Source organism: Rhodococcus sp. PvR099 (assembly GCF_017833315.1).
Taxonomy (GTDB): Bacteria; Actinomycetota; Actinomycetes; order Mycobacteriales; family Mycobacteriaceae; genus Rhodococcus_G; species Rhodococcus_G oryzae.
The window spans coordinates 5,642,296-5,660,273 of the sequence record NZ_JAFIBV010000001.1 but is presented as its reverse complement, the minus strand read 5'-3'; the positions used below and the strand labels follow the sequence as shown (position 1 = coordinate 5,660,273).

Here is a 17,978-nt window from a genome sequence, read left to right as displayed (position 1 = left end):
GGCCTCCTCTATGCGTGGGAGACCTAAAGGTACGAGTCGGATGTTGCCGAGGTGCTGCCGGCAATGACTCCGGAATGAACTTGCGCTCACGAACGCGGAGGCCGGTTGGTGAGGACGTTTCCGCAGGTAAACGCCGTGTTACGGCGTGTGACGACCGCTCACAGCAGGGTCAAGATGTGACAGGTGTCACAACCAGCTGTCCTCGAGGAACCTCGGTTTGCACGCCACGTAGCCCGCGACCAGGATCACCGCGACCGCGCTGAGCAACAGGGCGAACGGCCAGGTCCAGCCGCCGGTCAGGTCGTGCAGGATGCCGAACAGCAGCGGGCCGATGCAGGCCACCGCATACCCGAGCCCCTGGGTGAAGCCGGAGAGCGCGGCCGAGCCGGCCGCGGTGCGGGTACGCAGGTTGATCAGCGTCAACGACATGGGGAACGTGCTCGGGCCGAGGCCGACCAGCAGGATCCACAGCACCGGGGCCGCCATGGGCGCGAACAGCAGACCGGCGAATCCGGCCAGGTAGAACACGGCACAGGCGACCACGACGGGGTACGGGTTGGCAATCCGCGCGCACAGCGTTGGCGCCCCGATCGCCGCGATGAATCCGACCGCGGAGAACAGCGCGACCATGGCACCGCCGAATGCCGCGCTCGCGCCGGCCTCGGTCAGGATCTTCGGCACCCAGGTGAACATCGAGTACGTGATCAGCGAGGTCATACCGAACATCCCGGCCATCCCCCAGGCCACGGGCGAGCGCCACGCACGACCGCGCTCGCCGTGCTCCGTGTGCGGTTCCGCGGAGGTGTCGACACGGTCTCGGCCGCGCCTGCTGATCACGATGCCGACCCAGGGCAGGGCCGCAGCGAAGGCCAGCAAGGACCACAGCCCGAGCGAGACGCGCCACCCGTAGGCGTCCGCGACCGGCACCGCGACGAGCGCGGGAAGGAAGGTGCCGACCTGCACACAGGTGATGTAGATCGTGCTCATCATCGCGACGCGGTCGGAGAAATAGCGCTTGACCAGCGGCGGGATCACCACGTTGCCGATCCCCATGCCACCGAGGGCCAACGCGGAGAGCGCGAGCAGGGCCGCGGTGTCGGACACCATCGAGCGGGTCGCGATCCCGATGCCGGTCATCAGCATCGCCCCGAGCGCCACCCGCTCCAGGCCGAACGTCAGGGCCAGCCGGGGCGTGAGCAGCCCGAAGACGGCGAACATCGCCGTGGGCAGCATCCCGAAGACACCGACGATGGTGGACCCGAACCCGACGTCCCTGCTGATCTCGTCGAGCAGCGGGGTCAGGGAGGTGACGGCGGTGCGGAGCGTGAGCGCGGAGAGCACGATCGCGACCAGCACCATCAGCCGGCCGGTGACCAGTGCGCGGCGGTCGATCGGGTGCCGATGCCGTTCGGTTGCTTGCACGGACACCGCACACCTCGTTCCCTCAACAAATGATCGCAAAATCATAGGATGAATGGATGATCCGATGCAACTGAGTATGATGCGCAGACGTCTTACCAGAGAGGGACCGCGTGCAACCCGTACGACGAACAAGCCTCATCGCGCAGGTCACCGACCAGCTGCGCGCGGAGATCGTGGCCGGCCGCTGGCCGACCGGCTCTCGGATTCCGACCGAGCCGGAACTCGCCGAGCTGACGGGGACCGGGCGCAACACGGTCCGCGAAGCGGTCCAGGCGCTCGTGCACGCGGGCATGCTCGAACGACGCCAGGGTTCGGGCACCTACGTGATCACCACCAGCGACCTCGGCGGGACGCTCGGCAAGTACTTCGCGGCCGCGCACGAGCGGGACATCCTCGAGTTGCGTCAGGCCCTGGACGTCACCGCGGCCGCCCTCGCCGCGCGGCGCCGCGACGACACCGACATCGCAACCCTGCGCGATCTGCTCGCGCGCCGGAACCTGCTCTGGTCGCCCGTCGAGGGCGCGGCCGACACGACGGCCGCCGTCGCCGCCGATCTCGCCCTGCATCGCGCGATCGTCGCGGCCAGCCACAACGAGGTGTACCTCGAGTTCTACGACTCGTTACTGCCCGCCATCGAGCAGACCATCCTCCGCCACCCCGTCGCGGCCGAGAACTCCTACGAACCCGAGCACGACCAGCTCGTGCAGGCCGTCATCGACGGCGACAGCGAGCGCGCGGCGACCGCGGCGCGCCGGTTCCTCACCGAACTCCTCGCCCACCGCACCTGAGTCGCTAGAGCATCAACCGGATCAGGTCCGCGGTGCGGACCAGGCCAGGCAGCGCCTCCGCCGTCGAGCGCGGATGCAGCGCATGCACCGCCAGACGGAACATCAGGGCGCGCAACAGCATCTGCGGCCATTCCGGCAGATCTTCCCACCGGGCGATCAGCTCCGCGTCGGCTCCGCCCCAGGACAGCGCGTCCACCACGACGACCCCGGCCGCCCAGGCCACGGGCCGCCAGTACGGGGTGATGTCGGTGATGCCGGGTGCCTCCGAGCCGGAGAACAGGACGGTGCCGAAGAGGTCGCCGTGCACCAGCTGGTCGGGGCTGCGCACCGGCTTACGCAACGTCGCGAGTTGCCCGATCAGCTCGACACTGGTCCGGCCGTCGTCCGTGACCGCCTCGAACTGGCCCTTGACCGCCCGGAGGGGAACCTGCTCCCACGCAGCCCGGTCGGCCGCGACGAACACGTCGACGTCCGCCCACGGCGCCACCGGGGGTTGCACCAGGAACCGCGGCCGCTCGAGTGGCGCGGTCGCCGCGTGCAGCCGCATCGACAGCGAGACCACCTCGTCGTGCCGCGGCTCCGGCGAACCGCCGATGAATGTGTCTGCCCGCCATCCCGATACGACGTAGCGTCCATCCGTTGCCCGGACCGGCCTCGCGATCCGCACCCCGTCTGCGGTCAGCGTCTCGCGCACCTTCGCCGACCATGCGGCGCGGGCGTGGTCGGCGACCGGCGAGAGGACGACATCACCGCAACGCCAACCGCCGTCCCAGTCGGCTCCGAGCGGAATCGGAACCGTCTCGCGCAGACCAAAGGTGGAGCGCACGTGCTCGGGAGGTTCGACAGAGCTCACGTCAACAACGCTACCGCCGTCAGGCCTGTCGCCGTCCCTGACGCGCCGGGTCTGCCTCAGTACACCGGCAGGGACTTGTCCACCTGGTTCGCCCAGGCGATCACGCCGCCCTGCAGATGGGTCGCATCGGCGAAGCCCGCCTTCTTCAGTGCAGCCAGTGCCTCGGCAGACCTGATGCCGGTCTTGCAGTGCAGCACGATCGGCCGGTCCTGGGGCAGCTCCGCGAGCGCCTCACCGGAGAGTATGCGGTCCTTGGGGATGAGCGTCGCCCCCGGCAGGTGGACGATGTCCCACTCCACCGGTTCGCGGACGTCGACGATCTCGATCTCCTTGCCCGCGGCCAACATCGCGGCCAGTTCGGGCGCCGTGATCGTCGAGTCCGCGGCCGCGGCCACACCCTCATCGGACACCACGCCGCAGAACGCGTCGTAGTCGATGAGCTCGGTGATCGGCTCCCGGGCCGGGTCACGGCGCAGCTTGATGGTGCGATAGCTCATCTCGAGGGCGTCGTACACCATGAGCCTGCCGAGCAGCGACTCCCCGATTCCGGTGATGAGCTTGATCGCCTCGGTGGCCATGATCGACCCGATCGAGGCGCAGAGCACGCCGAGCACGCCACCCTCGGCGCACGACGGCACCATCCCCGGCGGCGGCGCCTCCGGGTACAGGTCCCGGTAGTTCAGCCCGCGTCCGTCCGGGGCGTCCTCCCAGAAGACCGACGCCTGCCCCTCGAACCGGTAGATCGAGCCCCAGACGTACGGCTTGCCCGCGAGCACCGCGGCATCGTTGACCAGGTAACGGGTGGCGAAGTTGTCGGTGCCGTCGAGGATCAGGTCGTACTGCGCGAACAGCTCCACCGCGTTGTCGGGCTCGAGCCGGAACTGGTGCAGCCGCACCTCGACGTTGGAGTTGATCTCGAGGATGGAGTCACGAGCGCTCTCGGCCTTGGGCCTGCCGACGTCGTCCTGCCCATGGATGACCTGGCGCTGCAGGTTGGACTCGTCGACCTCGTCGAACTCGACGATGCCGATGGTGCCGACGCCCGCTGCGGCCAGGTAGAGCAGCGCAGGCGACCCGAGCCCACCCGCGCCGATCACCAGCACCCGGGCGTTCTTGATCCGCTTCTGCCCCACCATGCCGACGTCGGGGATGATCAGGTGCCTGCTGTAGCGCGCCACCTCGGCGCGACTCAGCTCGGCCGCGGGTTCGACCAGCGGCGGCAATGAGTTCTTGGACTTCAGGTCAGACACGACGGCTCCTACGGTCTACGCGCTCACGCAGCTACAACGCTCCGCACGAGTCCATTCTTCCCCCGGTCGGTTACGGTCGGTCGCCCTGGTACGCACGATATTCGCGAGGAGTCCCGATGAGCACCGCCCCGACCCCGACCACCGATCCGGTCTCCTACCGCGCCGAGGTGCCGGTGCGGTGGTCGGACATGGACGTCTTCCAGCACGTCAACCACGCCAGGATGGTGACCCTGCTCGAAGAGGCCCGGATCGACTGGCTGCGCAGCGTCGGCCCGGAGGCGTCCCAGTTGCTCGGGACCTCGGTGGTGGCACACATCGACGTGCGGTACCGCTCCCCGCTCACCCACGCGGACAGCCCGCTGTCGGTCACGATGTGGATCGAGCGATTGCGCACCGTCGACGTGACCGTGCGCTACGAGGTGCGCGCGGCAACGGCGCAGGCGGATTCCCGGCCGGCCGTCGAGGCCGTCACCCAGCTGGCCCTCGGCGATCCGCACACCCAGCGGCTGCGCCGCCTGACCGCGGACGAACGCGCGCTCCTCGCGACCTGGGTACGGGGCTAGTCGACTAGCCGCGCGGGTGCGGCCAGGGGTTGAACCGGCAGGTCTTGCCGTCCATCGGCACCACACCCTCCGGGTCGAGCTTGGCGATGTCGTTGTTCGAGGTGCCGAAGGTCTGCTGCATCATCACCGGTGCCAGTCCCCCGTCCGACTCGCAGGGCTGATGGTCCTGATAGCCGATGGCGTGACCGACCTCGTGGTTGATCTGGTACTGCCGGTATGAGCCGATGTCGCCCTGGAAGGAAATCGCGCCGCGGACCCAGCGCGGCTCGTTGAGGACCACCCGGTTGATCGACGGGTTGTAGCAGGAGACCTCGAGTTCGATGTCGTATCCGCAGGCCTGGCGAACGGTCATCTGAGACGTCAGCGACACCCTGAACGAGGGTTCGCCGCTGTCGATCCGGCGGACCGCGAACCGCTGGTCCTTGGTCCAGCTCTTCGGGTTGGCCAGGGTCTGGTCCACCATCCGGCCGAACGCCTCGTCGCCGCCGAAACCGGACGTGTCGACGCCGTCCTCGACCTCGACGGTGTACGTGAAGACCTGCTCGGTGCCCTGCCCCGCCTGCCCGGTGCCACCCGGGATCACGTGCCACGTGCCCGCGCCCTGAGCTGTGAACGGTCCGCCGTCCGGGAGGGCGCCGGACGGGATCGTCGCGGCGAAGTTGCCGTCGGCCTGCGGCGGTACGCCGATAACGTCGGTGCCGTCGGTGGCCGTGCTGAGTGCGCCGAGACCCGGGCCGTCGCCGGTCTCCGATTCGGGGGAGCTGCCGCCGCCGCGGATCGCGTCGACGGCGACCAGCACGGTGACCACCAGCAGGATCGGGATCGCGTACGCCCGCCATCCGTACACGGAGACGAACTTGCCGAGCTTGCTCTGCTTACGGGCCTGACGTTCCGGTCTCGGGGCGCGGGGTCGTCCCGGCTCGCGACTGGTGGGATCCCATTGCGCTCGAAGCGGCTGATGGGAGCCGGTCTCACGGCGCCCGTAACGCTCGTCGTCGGGGTATCGATCGTCTCGGTAGTCGTCGCCTGCGCGCGTGGCCGAGTAGCGGTCGTCGGGGTAGTCACTGTCGCCGGAGCGACGCGGAGCGTCGCCCCGCAACCGCGGTCCACCTCGATCTGTCACGGAGCCAGAATCTCACAGACCGGCGCCACGGCGATTCGGCGCGCCGAACGTCGCCCCGACCGGGCACCCGACGGCGACATGCCGACACCGACCGCATCACCTGGAATACTCACTTACACAGCATGCGCCATTGTGAGGGTGGCCCGGCGATCGTCCGGGTATCGTTCGATGACTTTGTGCACTCAGTGCAGTGAGCACCCTCACGGCACCGCACAGGTCAGTGATGGTGGATAGGCAGCAGATTGGGAGCACGATGACAGAACTCGCGGATCGGGCCGCAGCACCAGCCGGCCAGACCACCAAACGCAGCACCCGCCTTCCCCGCGACGCGCGGCGGTTGCAGCTGCTCCAGGCCGCGAGCGAGGTCTTTGTCACCAGGGGCTATCACGCTGCGGGCATGGACGAGATCGCCGAGTGCGCGGGTGTCAGCAAGCCCGTGCTGTACCAGCACTTCCCCGGCAAGCTCGACCTCTACCTCGCGGTGCTGCAGAGCTACGTGGACAGCCTGATCTCGGGCGTGCGGCAGGCCCTTCGATCGACCACCGACAACAGGCAGCGCGTCCGCGCTGCCGTGCAGGCCTTCTTCGATTTCGTCGACAACGACAGCCAGGGCTACCGGTTGGTGTTCGAGTCCGACGTGATGGGTGACCCGCAGGTCCTTGCGCGGGTCGACCAGGCCACCGAGGCCTGCGTTGACGCCGTCTTCGACCTGGTCAGCCACGACTCGGGACTCGATCCCTATCGCGCCCGCATCCTCGCGGTCGGGCTCGTCGGCACCAGCCAGTTCACCGCGCGCTACTGGTTGCAGGCCAACCGGCCGATCCCCAAGGAGGAGGCCGTCGACACCACCGTCGTGCTCGCCTGGGGCGGACTGTCACACGTGCCGCTGCAGCACTGAACCGCGCGACACGAACCACACAGGCACATACGAGAACGGGGCGCGGATGACCGCGCCCCGTTTCTTCGTCCGCTTCGCCAGATCAGCTGGTCGCGGCGAACCCGACCTTGCGGCTGTCCGACGGTCCGATCTCCACGTACGCGACCTTGCTGGCCTGGATCAGGAACTTGCGTCCCTTGTCGTCGACGAGCGCCAGCACGCCGCCCTCGCCGCCGAGTGCGCCCGCGACCAGGGCCTCGACCTCTTCGGATGTCTGTTCGCTGTTCACGATGAGCTCGCGCGGGCTGTCAGAAACACCGATCTTGACCTCCACGGCCAACCTCCGAAATCTCGTGCCATCACTATCGAAGCCCAAGGCTAGTGCAGCCGCTCGCCGCCGCGCCCGCGCTGTGCGTGTGCTGAGAGCGAACAGCAGCGGACCGGCCTCACACGAGTCCGAGCACCGTCATCCGCTCGGAGTGCCGTTCCTGCATCCGGTCGAACATGGCGGCGATGCCGCTGAGGTCGCCGCTCGCGGTGATCACCAGCTCGGTCAGATCCTGGCGCTGAGCCATCACGTACTGCGCCTGGGTGATCGCCTCCCCCAGCAGCCGACGTCCCCACAGCATCAGCCGATCCTTGTCCTGCGTGCTCGAGCGGACCGCCGCACTGACCTCGTGCACCACGAACTCCGAGTGCCCGGTCTCGGCGAGCACCTCGCGCACGACGCCTGCGACCGACGGGTCGAGGGAGTCCGCGATCTCCAGGTAGAAGTCCGCGGCGATGCCGTCGCCCACGTACGCCTTGACCAGCGATTCCAACCAGGTCGAGGGGTGCGTGGAGGCGTGATAGTCGTCCAGCGCCGCAACGAACGGCTTCATCGCGGAGTACACGTCGTGCCCGCGTGCGGTCAACGCGGACTGGAGGGTCTCGAAGTGGCTCATCTCCGCGGCCGCCATGCTCGCCAGCGCGACCTTCCCCTGCAGGGTCGGCGACATCTGCGCGTCCTCCGCGAGGCGATAGAAAGCCGAGATCTCGCCATACGCGAGAACGGCGAACAGTTCGCCCACTCCCGGATGATCGGCGGCGATGGCTGGCGTCAAAGAATCCGACGAATTGGCTCCCATGCGCACAGCCTAGACGTCGCGCGGCGCTCCTCGACCGGGGCCGCGCCAGGGCGGAGACGGTGAGATTGGCCATGCAAATACCGGCAGAGGCGGTCGCGCAAGCTACCATGGACGCGGGCAGCCGCCCGTAGCCCGAGCAAACGGGCCGACACAACCACGCGGCGACCCGCAGATAATGTGCGCGCACCTGATCTTGAAGTCCCTTCCCGCGCCGCGTCGAGATCCCCAGATTTCCGCGCTCAGGCAGCAGGAAGCGCGACTCACGGACGAGGGCACCGACATCGGCCGACAATCGGCCTGGCCCCACCTCGTGCGCGCGTGCCAACGAGGAAGGCCAGACCCCTGAGCAAGATCACGATCGACCATGAAGACGACGCGACCGAAACCACTCTCTCCGCCCAGCTCGACGAGACCCACACCGCCCCGACCTTCGCCGAACTCGGCGTCCGGGACGAGATCGTCCGGGCCCTCGCGGAAATCGGCATCGACCGCACCTTCGCCATCCAGGAGCTGACCCTGCCGCTCGCGCTGGCGGGCGACGACCTCATCGGCCAGGCCCGCACCGGCATGGGCAAGACCTTCGGATTCGGCGTCCCGCTGCTGCACCGCATCGCAACCGGCGACACCGGCACCGCGACGCTGGACGGCACCCCCCGCGCGCTGATCATCGTGCCGACCCGCGAGCTGTGCATCCAGGTCACCGAGGACCTGGTGAACGCGAGCAAGTTCCTCAAGGCAGGCAACCGCAAGCTCGAGGTGCTCTCGATCTACGGCGGACGCCCGTACGAGACCCAGATCGCCGCGCTGCAGAAGGGCGTCGACGTCGTCGTCGGCACCCCGGGCCGGCTGCTCGACCTTGCCAAGCAGGGCCACCTCATCCTCGGCAAGGTCGGAGTGCTCGTGCTGGACGAGGCCGACGAGATGCTCGACCTCGGCTTCCTGCCGGACATCGAGCGGATCCTCGGCATGGTCCCCGACAAGCGCCAGACGATGCTGTTCTCGGCCACCATGCCGGGACCGATCATCACCCTCGCGCGCACCTTCCTGACCCAGCCGACGCACATCCGCGCCGAGGAGCCGGAATCGTCGGCGGTGCACGACCGCACCAGCCAGCACATCTACCGGGCACACGCGCTGGACAAGGCCGAGATGGTTGCCCGCGTGCTGCAGGCCGAGGGTCGCGGCGCCACCATGATCTTCACGCGCACCAAGCGGACCGCGCAGAAGGTGGCCGACGATCTCGCCGAGCGCGGGTTCTCCGTCGGCGCAGTGCACGGCGACCTCGGCCAGGTGGCGCGAGAGAAGGGCCTCAAGGCCTTCCGCACCGGCAAGATCGATGTGCTGGTCGCCACCGACGTCGCGGCCCGCGGCATCGACATCGACGACGTCACCCACGTCATCAACTACCAGTGCCCCGAGGACGAGAAGACCTACGTGCACCGCATCGGCCGCACCGGTCGCGCGGGCCGCACCGGCATCGCGGTCACGCTGGTCGACTGGGACGACATCCCCCGCTGGCAGCTGATCGACAAGGCACTCGGACTCGGGATCCCTGACCCCGCCGAGACCTATTCCAGCTCCGAGCACCTGTACGCCGAGCTGAACATCCCGACCGACGCCAAGGGCACGATCAAGCGGGCCAGGCCCGAGCGCGCGACGGAGACCGGCGGCGACTCCGCCGACACCACCGGCACCGAGCGGAGCGAGAAGTCCGAGCGCCCGGCGCGCACGCGGTCCCCCCGCAAGCGCACCCGCGGCGGTCGCAGCACCACCGAAACCAACACCACCGCAGCGGTTTCCGACGCCCCGGCAACGGACACCACCGCACCCTCGGGCGACGGCACCGCGCCCGCGCGCCGTCGCAGGCGTCGGCGTAAGCCGGCGGCAGCGGCAGCCGCACCCTCCGTGGCCGTGGCCTCGGAGTAGCCCGCCGCCGTGGTCGCACCGGAGCGGCGCACGCGCGCCGACCTCATCGCCGCTGCCGCGATCGCGGTCGTCGTTGTGCTCGCCGCCGGTGTGATCTGGCTGCGCAGCGACGCCAGGGGCACCACCTCGATCACCGCGGAAACCCCTGCCACACCGGCAGATACGGCGCTGTCCATCCCGGAGAACGTCACCGAGATCTGGCGCGCCGACAGCGCATCGACCGGGCGTCCGGTCGTCGCGGGTGGCGCCGTGGTGACCGCGGAGGGCGGTGCGGTCATCGGTCGCGACCGTGACACGGGCACGCAGCTCTGGAACTACACCCGGGACCTGCCGCTGTGCGGGGTGATCGGGGCGTGGAACTCCGTCGTCTCGGTGTACCACGACGGTCGCGGCTGCGGCGCCGTCACCGAACTCGCAGGCGCGGACGGCGCCCGGGTGGCCCAGCGCAGCAGCGATGCCGACGACGCCGTGGTCCTGTCCGAGGACGGCACCTACGTGACCTCGCGCGGGATGGACCGGATGGAGCTGTGGCGTTCGGATCTGGTGCGCACCCTGGAATTCGGCCGCGTCGACGCGCCGGTGAACCCGAACACCCAGCCACGCTCGGGCTGCGAGCTGGTCTCGTCGGCGTCGAGCAGCACGCGGCTCGCGGTACTCGAGCGCTGCCCGGACGAGCCCGCCGACCGGCTCAGTGTGTTGAACCCCGCTCCCAAGGACAACACCGAACCCGACGAGTACGGCTCGAGCGTGCTCGCCGATCTCGACCCCGGCGTCACCGGTGCGAAGGTCCTCGCCGTCGCGGGTGACCGCACCGCCGTCTACCTGCCCGCCGGACCCTCGACGGGGGCCAGGGTCGGCGTCTTCGACGGCTCCGGCACGCCCATCGCCATGCACCCGGTACCGGCCGATGTCTCCGCCGATTCGAAGGTGGTCAAGGTCGGTTCGGTGTACTCGTGGTGGACGGGTTCACGGGTGATCGCCCTTGGCGCAACCGATTTCGTGCCCCGGTGGACCATCGAGGGGGCCATCGGCCCCGGCGCGCTGATGGCGGGCCAGATGCTGGTCCCCGTCGACGGTGCCATCGCCGTGCACGACCTGTCGACCGGAGCCGAGGTGCGTCGGATCGCCGTGGACCGCGCGGGCGAGCAGTCACCGATCACCAGCGCGGTGGTGGGCACGGTGCTGCTCGAGCAGCGCGGGGACGACCTCGTCGCCCTGCGCTGACGAGTCAGGCCGTGGGGCTGAAGGTCACCAGGTCCGCGCCGGTGTCCCAGTGCGCAACCAGTTGCTCGGCCAGCTCCCGGTAGGCGAGGGCGCCCTTGTTGCGCCTGCCCGCGAGCACCGTCGCCCCCGAGGCCGAGGCCTCCGCGAACCGCACCGTGCGCGGGATCGGCGGCGCCAGTACGGGCATCTCGTAGCGATCGGCCACGTCGGAGATCACGTCACGACTGTGCGTCGTGCGGGCGTCGTAGAGCGTCGGCAGCGCGCCGAGCAGGCGCAGGTCGGGGTTGGTGATCTGCTGCACCTCGCCGACAGTGCGGAGCAACTGTCCGACGCCGCGGTGCGCCAGCGTCTCGCACTGCAACGGCACCAGCACCGAGTCGGCCGCGGTCAGCCCGTTGAGGGTCAGGACGCCCAGCGACGGCGGGCAGTCGATCAGCACGATGTCGTAGTCGTTGTCCAACGTCGCCAGCGCGCGCTTGAGCGCGAACTCCCGGCCAGGCCGCATCAGCAGCATCGCCTCAGCGCCCGCGAGGTCGATGGTCGCCGGCACCAGCGAGATGCCCTCCTCGGTGTCGAGGATCACCTCGCGCAACGCCGCCTCGCCGGTCAGCACCTCGTGCACCGACGATTCGACCCGATCCGGGTTGTGTCCCAACGAGAACGTCAGGCAGCCCTGAGGGTCCAGATCCACCACGAGCACCTTGCGCCCGAGACCCGCGAGCGCGGCCCCAAGCGAGGCAACCGTCGTGGTCTTGGCGACCCCACCCTTTTGATTCGCCACAGCGAGCACAGTTGTCACGGGGTGATCTTTGCGCACTTCGTCGGATGTGGCGAGCGGTCGGGCTCAGATCGTCCTGGCATCATGGCGACATGAGCACCGCACGCCCCCGCATCGCCCTGGTCAGACACGGCGCAACGGAGTGGGCACTGAACGGCAGGCACACCGGCAGCACCGACATCCCGCTCACCGCGGCGGGAGAGGAGCAGGCACGGGAGGCCGGGCACCGGATCGCCCGGCTGGGGCTGCGGGACCCGCTGGTCCTGACCAGCCCGCGCAGCCGGGCCACCAGGACCGCGGAGCTGGCCGGACTCGAAAGGGCCACCGCCTGGGACGCGCTGGCGGAGTGGGACTACGGCCGGTACGAGGGCCTGACCACCCCCGAGATCCGCGAGAGCGTGCCGGGCTGGACCGTCTGGTCGCACCCGTGCCCGGGCGGGGAGAGCGCCGAGTCCGTGGCGGCCCGCGCCGATATGGTGCTGTCCACGGCGCTGTCCCAGCTCGAGGAACGCGACGTGATCCTCGTCGGGCATGCACACTTCTCCCGCGCCCTGTTGGCCCGGTGGGCCGAGCTCCTGGTCACCGAGGGCAGGCGGTTCGCGATGGACCCGGCGGCGATCTCCGTGCTCGGCTTCGATCACGGTGTTCAGCAGATCAATTCACACAACGTCACCTGTTGACGCGATTCGAGAGAGAGCAATCATGATCCGGCGGGCCACCCCCGACGACGCCGCTGCCATCACCGGCCTGATCTACGACCTGGCCGAGTACGAGAAGGCCAGGCACGAGTGCACCGTGACCGTCGAGCAGATCACCACCGCCCTGTTCGGCGAGAACCCGTCCGCCTTCTGCCACGTGGCCGAGGAGGCGGGAGACGTCATCGGATTGGCGCTGTGGTTCCGCAACTTCTCCACCTGGGACGGCGTCCACGGGATCTACCTGGAGGACCTCTTCGTCCTGCCCGAGCGGCGCGGCGCCGGCCACGGGAAAGCCCTGCTGGCCGCACTGGCCAAGGAATGCGCCGACAACGACTACAGCAGGCTCAGCTGGTCGGTGCTGAATTGGAACGCCCCGTCGATCGCGTTCTACGAGTCGCTCGGTGCGACCGCCCAGGACGAGTGGACCACCTACCGTCTGTCCGGCGACGCCCTCGGCAGCCTCGCCGAGCAGGCGTAGCGGCTAGGAGGCCTCGTCGCCGTACTCGTCGGCCATCCACCGCGACGAGGGACTGCTGAAGAGCAACACCAGCGCGGCGACCGCGACGACCGCGAGCAACACCCCGTACGCCGGCTGGTGCGAGTCGGTCAGCAGCGACCAGGACACCGGGAGCAGCAACAGCTGGGCGACGACGGCGATCGTGCGACCCCATCGCCTGCCCGTGATCAGCGCGATGCCCGCGGCCAGGACCGCGCCACCGAGGATCGCAAACCACGCCGCGGTGCCGTATCCGCTGGTCGCGGTCTGATCGTGGCCGAGGAGGCCGCGGATCACGAGCACGATCGCGATGCCGACCGCGACGGTGCCCTGCAGGGTCACCAGCATTCCGGCCCAACGGACCGTGGCGGGCGGGCTGGGGCGTGTGGGCTGTTCTGGCACCGCGCCAGCCTATAGAACGCGAAGCTCCCCGCTAGGGTGGTGTCCTGTGCGCGCGCTGCTGATCGTCAACCCGAATGCCACCTCGACGACCCCCGCGGCGCGTGATCTGCTCGCGCACGCCGTGTCGAGCCGAGTCCAGGTGCGGGTCGCGCACACCACCCACCGCGGTCACGCGGGCGAGCTCGCCCGGCGCGCTGCCCTCGAGGGCATCGGCCTGATCGTCGTGCACGGCGGCGACGGCACCGTGAACGAGGTCATCAACGGGCTGCTCGGCGCGCCCCGGCCGGATTCGATGAGCGAGGTCCCGATCGGGCCCATCCCGCTCATCGCGGTGGTCCCCGGCGGCTCGGCCAACGTGTTCGCCCGCTCGCTCGGTATCAGCGCGGATCCCGTGGCGGCGACCAATCAGCTCATCGAGCTGCTCGCCCTGCGTCAGAACAGGCGGATCGGACTCGCCCATTGCGACAACCGCTGGTTCACCTTCAATGCCGGTATGGGCCTCGACGCCCAGGTGTGCGAGGCGATCGATGCGAGCCGCGGCAACGGCCACCCGGCGACGCCGTCGCGCTACGTCCGGAGCGCGGTCCGCGCCTTCTTCCGCAATCGGGGCACCGAACCGACACTGACCGTCCAGGTACCCGGCCACGACCCCGTCGAGGGCGTGCACTACGCCTTCGTGTCGAACTCCAGCCCGTGGACGTACCTGAACGACCGTCCCGTCCGGATCAACCCCGAGACCACGTTCAGCACCGGCCTCGGCGTCTTCGCGATGCGGACGATGAGCGTCCCCAAGACACTGAAGTTGGTCCGGCAGCTCCTCACGCCCGGCGCACAACCCAAGGCGCGCAACCTCTTTCGGGTCGACGATGTACCGACGATCCTGATCCGCTCGAGCACACCGATCGCCCTGCAAATGGACGGCGACTACATCGGCATGCGCACCGAGGTCGAGTTCGTCTCGGTCCCCGACGCGATCTCGGTCGTGGCGCCCAGCGGCGTCTGACGACTCGACCCATCCCTCTGTCGCCACACTGCGCGATCGTCCCCAACATGAGAAAATGCCAAGAAATCTTACGGGACTAGTGCAATCTCGCCGCAACCGGGGTAGAAAGTAGCCCAGACCACATAGGGCAACCTAACAGAGTGAGTTACCCCACGAAGCGGTCTGATTCCATTGACATCCCGCTAGTTCGTGAAAGCATTCACAAGCAACAGCGCGGAAACATTTCACACAATGCGCATGAACTCAGCGATACGAAACGGTGCAGAACGCACCCGGTTAAGGAGCAGAAGGATGGACTGGCGCCACAACGCAATTTGTCGGGATGAAGACCCGGAATTGTTCTTTCCCGTGGGCAACAGCGGTCCGGCCATCGCCCAGATCGCAGACGCCAAGCTGGTGTGCAACCGGTGCCCCGTCACCGCCGATTGCCTGTCCTGGGCACTCGAGTCCGGCCAGGATGCAGGCGTCTGGGGCGGCATGAGCGAGGACGAGCGCCGCGCCCTCAAGCGTCGCAACGCGCGCACCCGCGCCCGCACCACGGTCTAGCAACACAGCACCGTACGAACGGGCCCGGCACCATGATGGTGCCGGGCCTCAGTCGTTTCTGGGGGTCGATCGTTTCTGGGGGCGGATCCGCGACTACACGCGGTTCGCGCGGCGCCCGAGCGGCACCCGCAGAGCGGCGTCGGTTCCGCCGCCTTCCGCGGGATGCAGCCCGAGCGAACCGCCTAACTCGGCGGATACCAGGGTCCGGACGATCTGCAGGCCGAGTCGATCGGACCGCTCCAGGCTGAAGCCGGGCGGCAGGCCGTTGCCGTCGTCGTGGATCACCACGTCCAGCCAGCGCGCGGACCGCTCCGCGCGCAGCGTCACGGTGCCGGGCTCTCCCGGCTCGAAGGCGTGCTCGATCGCGTTCTGCACCAGCTCGGTCAGCACCATGACCAGCGGGGTGGCCCGTTCGGCCGGGAAGACACCCAGGCTCCCCTCACGACGGATCTGGACCGCGCTGCCCACCATGGCGACGTCGGCCATGATCGGCACCAGGCGATCGACCACCTCGTCGAGGTTGACCTCCTCGTCCACCGACATGGACAGGGTGTCGTGGACGAGCGCGATCGAGGTCACCCGGCGCACCGATTCGCTCAGCGCCTGACGCGCCTCGTCGTTGTTGGTGCGCCTGGCCTGCAGCCGCAGCAGCGCGGCGACGGTCTGCAGGTTGTTTTTCACCCGGTGGTGGATCTCCCGGATGGTCGCGTCCTTGCTCAGCAGCGCGCGGTCGCGGCGCTTGACCTCCGTGACATCGCGGATCAGCACCGCCGCGCCCGCGGGCTGGCCGCCCGGCCGCAGCACCAGGGTGCGCAACAGCACCGTGGCCCCGCGCGCCTCCACCTCCATCCGCTTGCCCGCCTTGCCCGCGAGCGCGGCCCTGATGTCGTTCGCCACGTCCTGGGAGTCGAACGGGTCGGTGACCAGCGTCCTGGTCACCGAGGCCAGGTCGCTGCCCGTCAGGGTCGTGGTCGTCAGACCCATCCGGTGGTAAGCCGAGAGCGCGTTCGGGCTGGCGTAGACGACGGTCCCGTCGGAGTCGAGCCGGATGAAGCCGTCGCCCGCGCGCGGGCTGGAGAGGATCTCGCTGTGTTCTTCCGGCGTCGGGAAGGTGCCCTCGCTGATCATCTGACACAGATCCGCGGCGCAGTCGAGGTACGCGACCTCGAGCGGGCTGGACTGCCGATGCTGGGTGGGGTTGGTGTCGCGGCTGAGGACGGCGATCACGTCCCCCGCGCAGCGGACGGGGATCGCCTCCCGGCGTACCGGCGTCCCCTCGCCGGGCGGGCCGTCCTTAACCCGCACGATCCGCCACTCCGTCAGCGCCTGGCGTACGTGCGGGTGCTCGGCGTCCGAGACCACGGTGCCGACGGCGTCCTCGGCGAACGCGGTGGGGGCGGTGGTCGGACGGCACTGCGCGACGCAGACCACTTCACCGTGGCCGGCGACCTCCGGGTTGCCGCTGTCCGCGCCCACCCACAGCAATACGTCGGCGAACGACAGGTCGGCGAGCAGCTGCCACTCCCCGACCACCCGCTGCAGGTGGTCGACCGCACTGCCCGGTAGGTCGGTGTGTTCGGCGAGCAGGTCGCTGAGGGTGGACATCGATCAGGGTGTGGCGGTCAGGAGATGACGGCGATGAGGTCGCCCTGCTGGATGACGTCGCCGACCGTGACATCCACCGAGGTCACGCGGCCGTTCACCTCGGCAATCACCGGGATCTCCATCTTCATCGACTCCAGGATCACGAGGGTGTCACCCTCCTTCACCTCGTCACCTTCGGCGACAACCACCTGGAAGACGGTGGAAACCATCTCGGCACGCACGTCTTCTGCCATCGAGCACCTCGCTTCTCTAGACCTGCCAATGGAAGTACAGCCAACCACACGTGGAAGAATGTCCCGGAGCGAGATCAGAGGGAAGGAGACAACCATGGGTAAGCGTGGTCGCAAGAAGCGCAGCCGCAAGGGCAACAAGGCCAACCACGGCAAGCGTCCAAACAGCTGACGCGCCGTAGGCGAAGCCTCACGAGGGCCGGGACACACTGTGTCCCGGCCCTCGTTGCGTCCAGCGGCACCGAGGCCAAACCTCCGAAATATCGTTATACACAACAGTTTTCGCATTCTCCGACGGAGCTGAGTGGCTGTCCATACGATGACCGCACGCGGCCGGGGCACGCTCTGCGTACTCCCCCCAACGCGACCTGACATCGCCTGAGATCGGAGATCCGTGTCCCGCCCCACCACCATCACCCGGCGCGTCGCGACCATCGTCGCCACCACAGCCCTGGTCGTATCCGGTCTGGTCGCCGGCGTCGGCACCGCAGGCGCCATCGGCTCCTCGGACCTCGGCATCGGCTTGCCCAACCACCCCGAGCTGATCCCCACCGCAATACGCACCGCGGAGAACGTATCGGTCACCCGGGAGGTCATCGGCCCCAACGCCGGCTATGCGGGCGACAAGATCACCTTCAGGACCACGATCTCCGCTACGGCGGGGCCGGCACGGCAGGTCACCAGAATCATCGACCGCGCACAGCTCATGTTCTACGTCCCGAACACGGCGAAACTCACTTACACCAGCGCGAACGGCACCCGCACCACCGAGGCGGTCACACCGACCTACGTCAAGGCGACACATGACGGCCTCAACCTGACCGATCAGGGGGGAATGGAAGTATCGAGCGCTGGGTGGCCGATCTCCGTCGAATCCGGCGCCACCGTGGTCTTCGAGATCACCTACCAGTGGATCGATTTCCGAGGCAGGCCCTCCATGGAGGATGGCGTGGCCTACACCGGTGTGGGAATCGACGTCACCGGGCTGGACACGCTGGACTGGCCCAAGATGACCACGTCCTTCGGCAGTCTCCACAAGGGCGGCCCCTTCGGGAGCTGACCTCACC

General features: G+C 68.7%; 21 protein-coding genes. 11 read left to right on the top strand and 10 right to left on the bottom strand.

What is annotated here, in order from left to right; genetic code table 11:
* Positions 1-186: 186 nt before the first annotated feature.
* Positions 187-1,359 carry an MFS transporter gene (locus JOE46_RS26060; protein WP_245222395.1) on the bottom strand — a complete coding sequence of 391 codons (1,173 nt, stop codon included), beginning with the start codon at positions 1,357-1,359 and terminating at the stop codon, positions 187-189.
* A 173-nt stretch (positions 1,360-1,532) separates the two neighbouring features.
* On the opposite strand from JOE46_RS26060, the gene JOE46_RS26055 reads away from it, so the two are divergent.
* Positions 1,533-2,210 (top strand): FadR/GntR family transcriptional regulator, encoded by a 678-nt coding sequence (locus JOE46_RS26055; RefSeq protein WP_097210588.1) that lies wholly within the window; start codon positions 1,533-1,535, stop codon positions 2,208-2,210.
* Between the two features lie 4 nt (positions 2,211-2,214).
* Here JOE46_RS26055 and JOE46_RS26050 read toward each other — a convergent pair whose 3' ends face one another.
* Positions 2,215-3,063: a TIGR02569 family protein gene (locus JOE46_RS26050; protein WP_097210587.1), complete on the bottom strand. Its 849-nt coding sequence runs from the start codon at positions 3,061-3,063 to the stop codon at positions 2,215-2,217.
* Between the two features lie 56 nt (positions 3,064-3,119).
* Complete coding sequence (gene moeZ, locus JOE46_RS26045) at positions 3,120-4,304, bottom strand: adenylyltransferase/sulfurtransferase MoeZ (RefSeq protein WP_209929266.1); 1,185 nt, start codon at positions 4,302-4,304, stop codon at positions 3,120-3,122.
* A gap of 125 nt (positions 4,305-4,429) precedes the next feature.
* Here moeZ and JOE46_RS26040 point away from each other — a divergent pair, with 125 nt between their 5' ends.
* Entirely contained in the window at positions 4,430-4,876 is a 447-nt protein-coding gene (locus JOE46_RS26040; protein WP_209928860.1) for a thioesterase family protein, read from the top strand.
* Positions 4,877-4,880: 4 nt separating this feature from the next.
* On the opposite strand, the gene JOE46_RS26035 is transcribed toward JOE46_RS26040, so the two are convergent.
* Positions 4,881-5,999, bottom strand: coding sequence for a DUF3152 domain-containing protein (locus JOE46_RS26035; protein ID WP_209928859.1), 1,119 nt, complete (start codon positions 5,997-5,999; stop codon positions 4,881-4,883).
* 253 nt (positions 6,000-6,252) lie between these two features.
* On the opposite strand from JOE46_RS26035, the gene JOE46_RS26030 reads away from it, so the two are divergent.
* A complete protein-coding gene (locus JOE46_RS26030) occupies positions 6,253-6,897 on the top strand; it encodes a TetR/AcrR family transcriptional regulator (protein ID WP_027500149.1) in 645 nt (214 codons plus the stop codon).
* Positions 6,898-6,979: 82 nt separating this feature from the next.
* Here the strand turns inward: JOE46_RS26030 and JOE46_RS26025 are convergent, their stop codons facing one another.
* Both JOE46_RS26025 and JOE46_RS26020 read right to left on the bottom strand, forming a co-directional pair.
* Entirely contained in the window at positions 6,980-7,210 is a 231-nt protein-coding gene (locus JOE46_RS26025; RefSeq protein WP_077041048.1) for a DUF3107 domain-containing protein, read from the bottom strand.
* A 112-nt stretch (positions 7,211-7,322) separates the two neighbouring features.
* A complete protein-coding gene (locus JOE46_RS26020; protein WP_097210584.1) occupies positions 7,323-8,003 on the bottom strand; it encodes a ferritin-like fold-containing protein in 681 nt (226 codons plus the stop codon).
* Positions 8,004-8,321: 318 nt separating this feature from the next.
* On the opposite strand from JOE46_RS26020, the gene JOE46_RS26015 reads away from it, so the two are divergent.
* Together JOE46_RS26015 and JOE46_RS26010 are read left to right on the top strand one after the other, a co-directional pair.
* Positions 8,322-9,929: a DEAD/DEAH box helicase gene (locus JOE46_RS26015; RefSeq protein ID WP_097210583.1), complete on the top strand. Its 1,608-nt coding sequence runs from the start codon at positions 8,322-8,324 to the stop codon at positions 9,927-9,929.
* Between the two features lie 9 nt (positions 9,930-9,938).
* Entirely contained in the window at positions 9,939-11,153 is a 1,215-nt protein-coding gene (locus JOE46_RS26010) for a hypothetical protein (RefSeq protein ID WP_209928858.1), read from the top strand.
* Between the two features lie 4 nt (positions 11,154-11,157).
* Here the strand turns inward: JOE46_RS26010 and JOE46_RS26005 are convergent, their stop codons facing one another.
* Positions 11,158-11,952, bottom strand: coding sequence for a ParA family protein (locus tag JOE46_RS26005; protein ID WP_077041046.1), 795 nt, complete (start codon positions 11,950-11,952; stop codon positions 11,158-11,160).
* Between the two features lie 71 nt (positions 11,953-12,023).
* Between JOE46_RS26005 and JOE46_RS26000 the strand changes: the two genes are divergently transcribed.
* On the top strand, positions 12,024-12,611 hold the full coding sequence (locus tag JOE46_RS26000) for an acid phosphatase (protein WP_209928855.1): 588 nt from the start codon (positions 12,024-12,026) through the stop codon (positions 12,609-12,611).
* A gap of 22 nt (positions 12,612-12,633) precedes the next feature.
* Positions 12,634-13,107 (top strand): GNAT family N-acetyltransferase, encoded by a 474-nt coding sequence (locus JOE46_RS25995; protein WP_209928852.1) that lies wholly within the window; start codon positions 12,634-12,636, stop codon positions 13,105-13,107.
* A 3-nt stretch (positions 13,108-13,110) separates the two neighbouring features.
* On the opposite strand, the gene JOE46_RS25990 is transcribed toward JOE46_RS25995, so the two are convergent.
* Positions 13,111-13,473, bottom strand: a complete 363-nt coding sequence (locus JOE46_RS25990; RefSeq protein ID WP_097210579.1) for a hypothetical protein — start codon at positions 13,471-13,473, stop codon at positions 13,111-13,113.
* A 100-nt stretch (positions 13,474-13,573) separates the two neighbouring features.
* Here JOE46_RS25990 and JOE46_RS25985 point away from each other — a divergent pair, with 100 nt between their 5' ends.
* Together JOE46_RS25985 and JOE46_RS25980 are read left to right on the top strand one after the other, a co-directional pair.
* Positions 13,574-14,530: a diacylglycerol kinase family protein gene (locus JOE46_RS25985; RefSeq protein WP_097210578.1), complete on the top strand. Its 957-nt coding sequence runs from the start codon at positions 13,574-13,576 to the stop codon at positions 14,528-14,530.
* A 291-nt stretch (positions 14,531-14,821) separates the two neighbouring features.
* Positions 14,822-15,076, top strand: a complete 255-nt coding sequence (locus JOE46_RS25980) for a WhiB family transcriptional regulator (protein ID WP_027500159.1) — start codon at positions 14,822-14,824, stop codon at positions 15,074-15,076.
* A gap of 93 nt (positions 15,077-15,169) precedes the next feature.
* Here JOE46_RS25980 and JOE46_RS25975 read toward each other — a convergent pair whose 3' ends face one another.
* A complete protein-coding gene (locus JOE46_RS25975) occupies positions 15,170-16,681 on the bottom strand; it encodes a sensor histidine kinase (protein ID WP_097210577.1) in 1,512 nt (503 codons plus the stop codon).
* Between the two features lie 17 nt (positions 16,682-16,698).
* Positions 16,699-16,914: a biotin/lipoyl-binding carrier protein gene (locus JOE46_RS25970; RefSeq protein ID WP_027500161.1), complete on the bottom strand. Its 216-nt coding sequence runs from the start codon at positions 16,912-16,914 to the stop codon at positions 16,699-16,701.
* 94 nt (positions 16,915-17,008) lie between these two features.
* On the opposite strand from JOE46_RS25970, the gene JOE46_RS27165 reads away from it, so the two are divergent.
* Together JOE46_RS27165 and JOE46_RS25965 are read left to right on the top strand one after the other, a co-directional pair.
* Positions 17,009-17,083, top strand: coding sequence for a 50S ribosomal protein bL37 (locus JOE46_RS27165; protein ID WP_115967926.1), 75 nt, complete (start codon positions 17,009-17,011; stop codon positions 17,081-17,083).
* A 222-nt stretch (positions 17,084-17,305) separates the two neighbouring features.
* Positions 17,306-17,971, top strand: a complete 666-nt coding sequence (locus JOE46_RS25965) for a hypothetical protein (RefSeq protein WP_097210576.1) — start codon at positions 17,306-17,308, stop codon at positions 17,969-17,971.
* Positions 17,972-17,978: the final 7 nt, after the last annotated feature.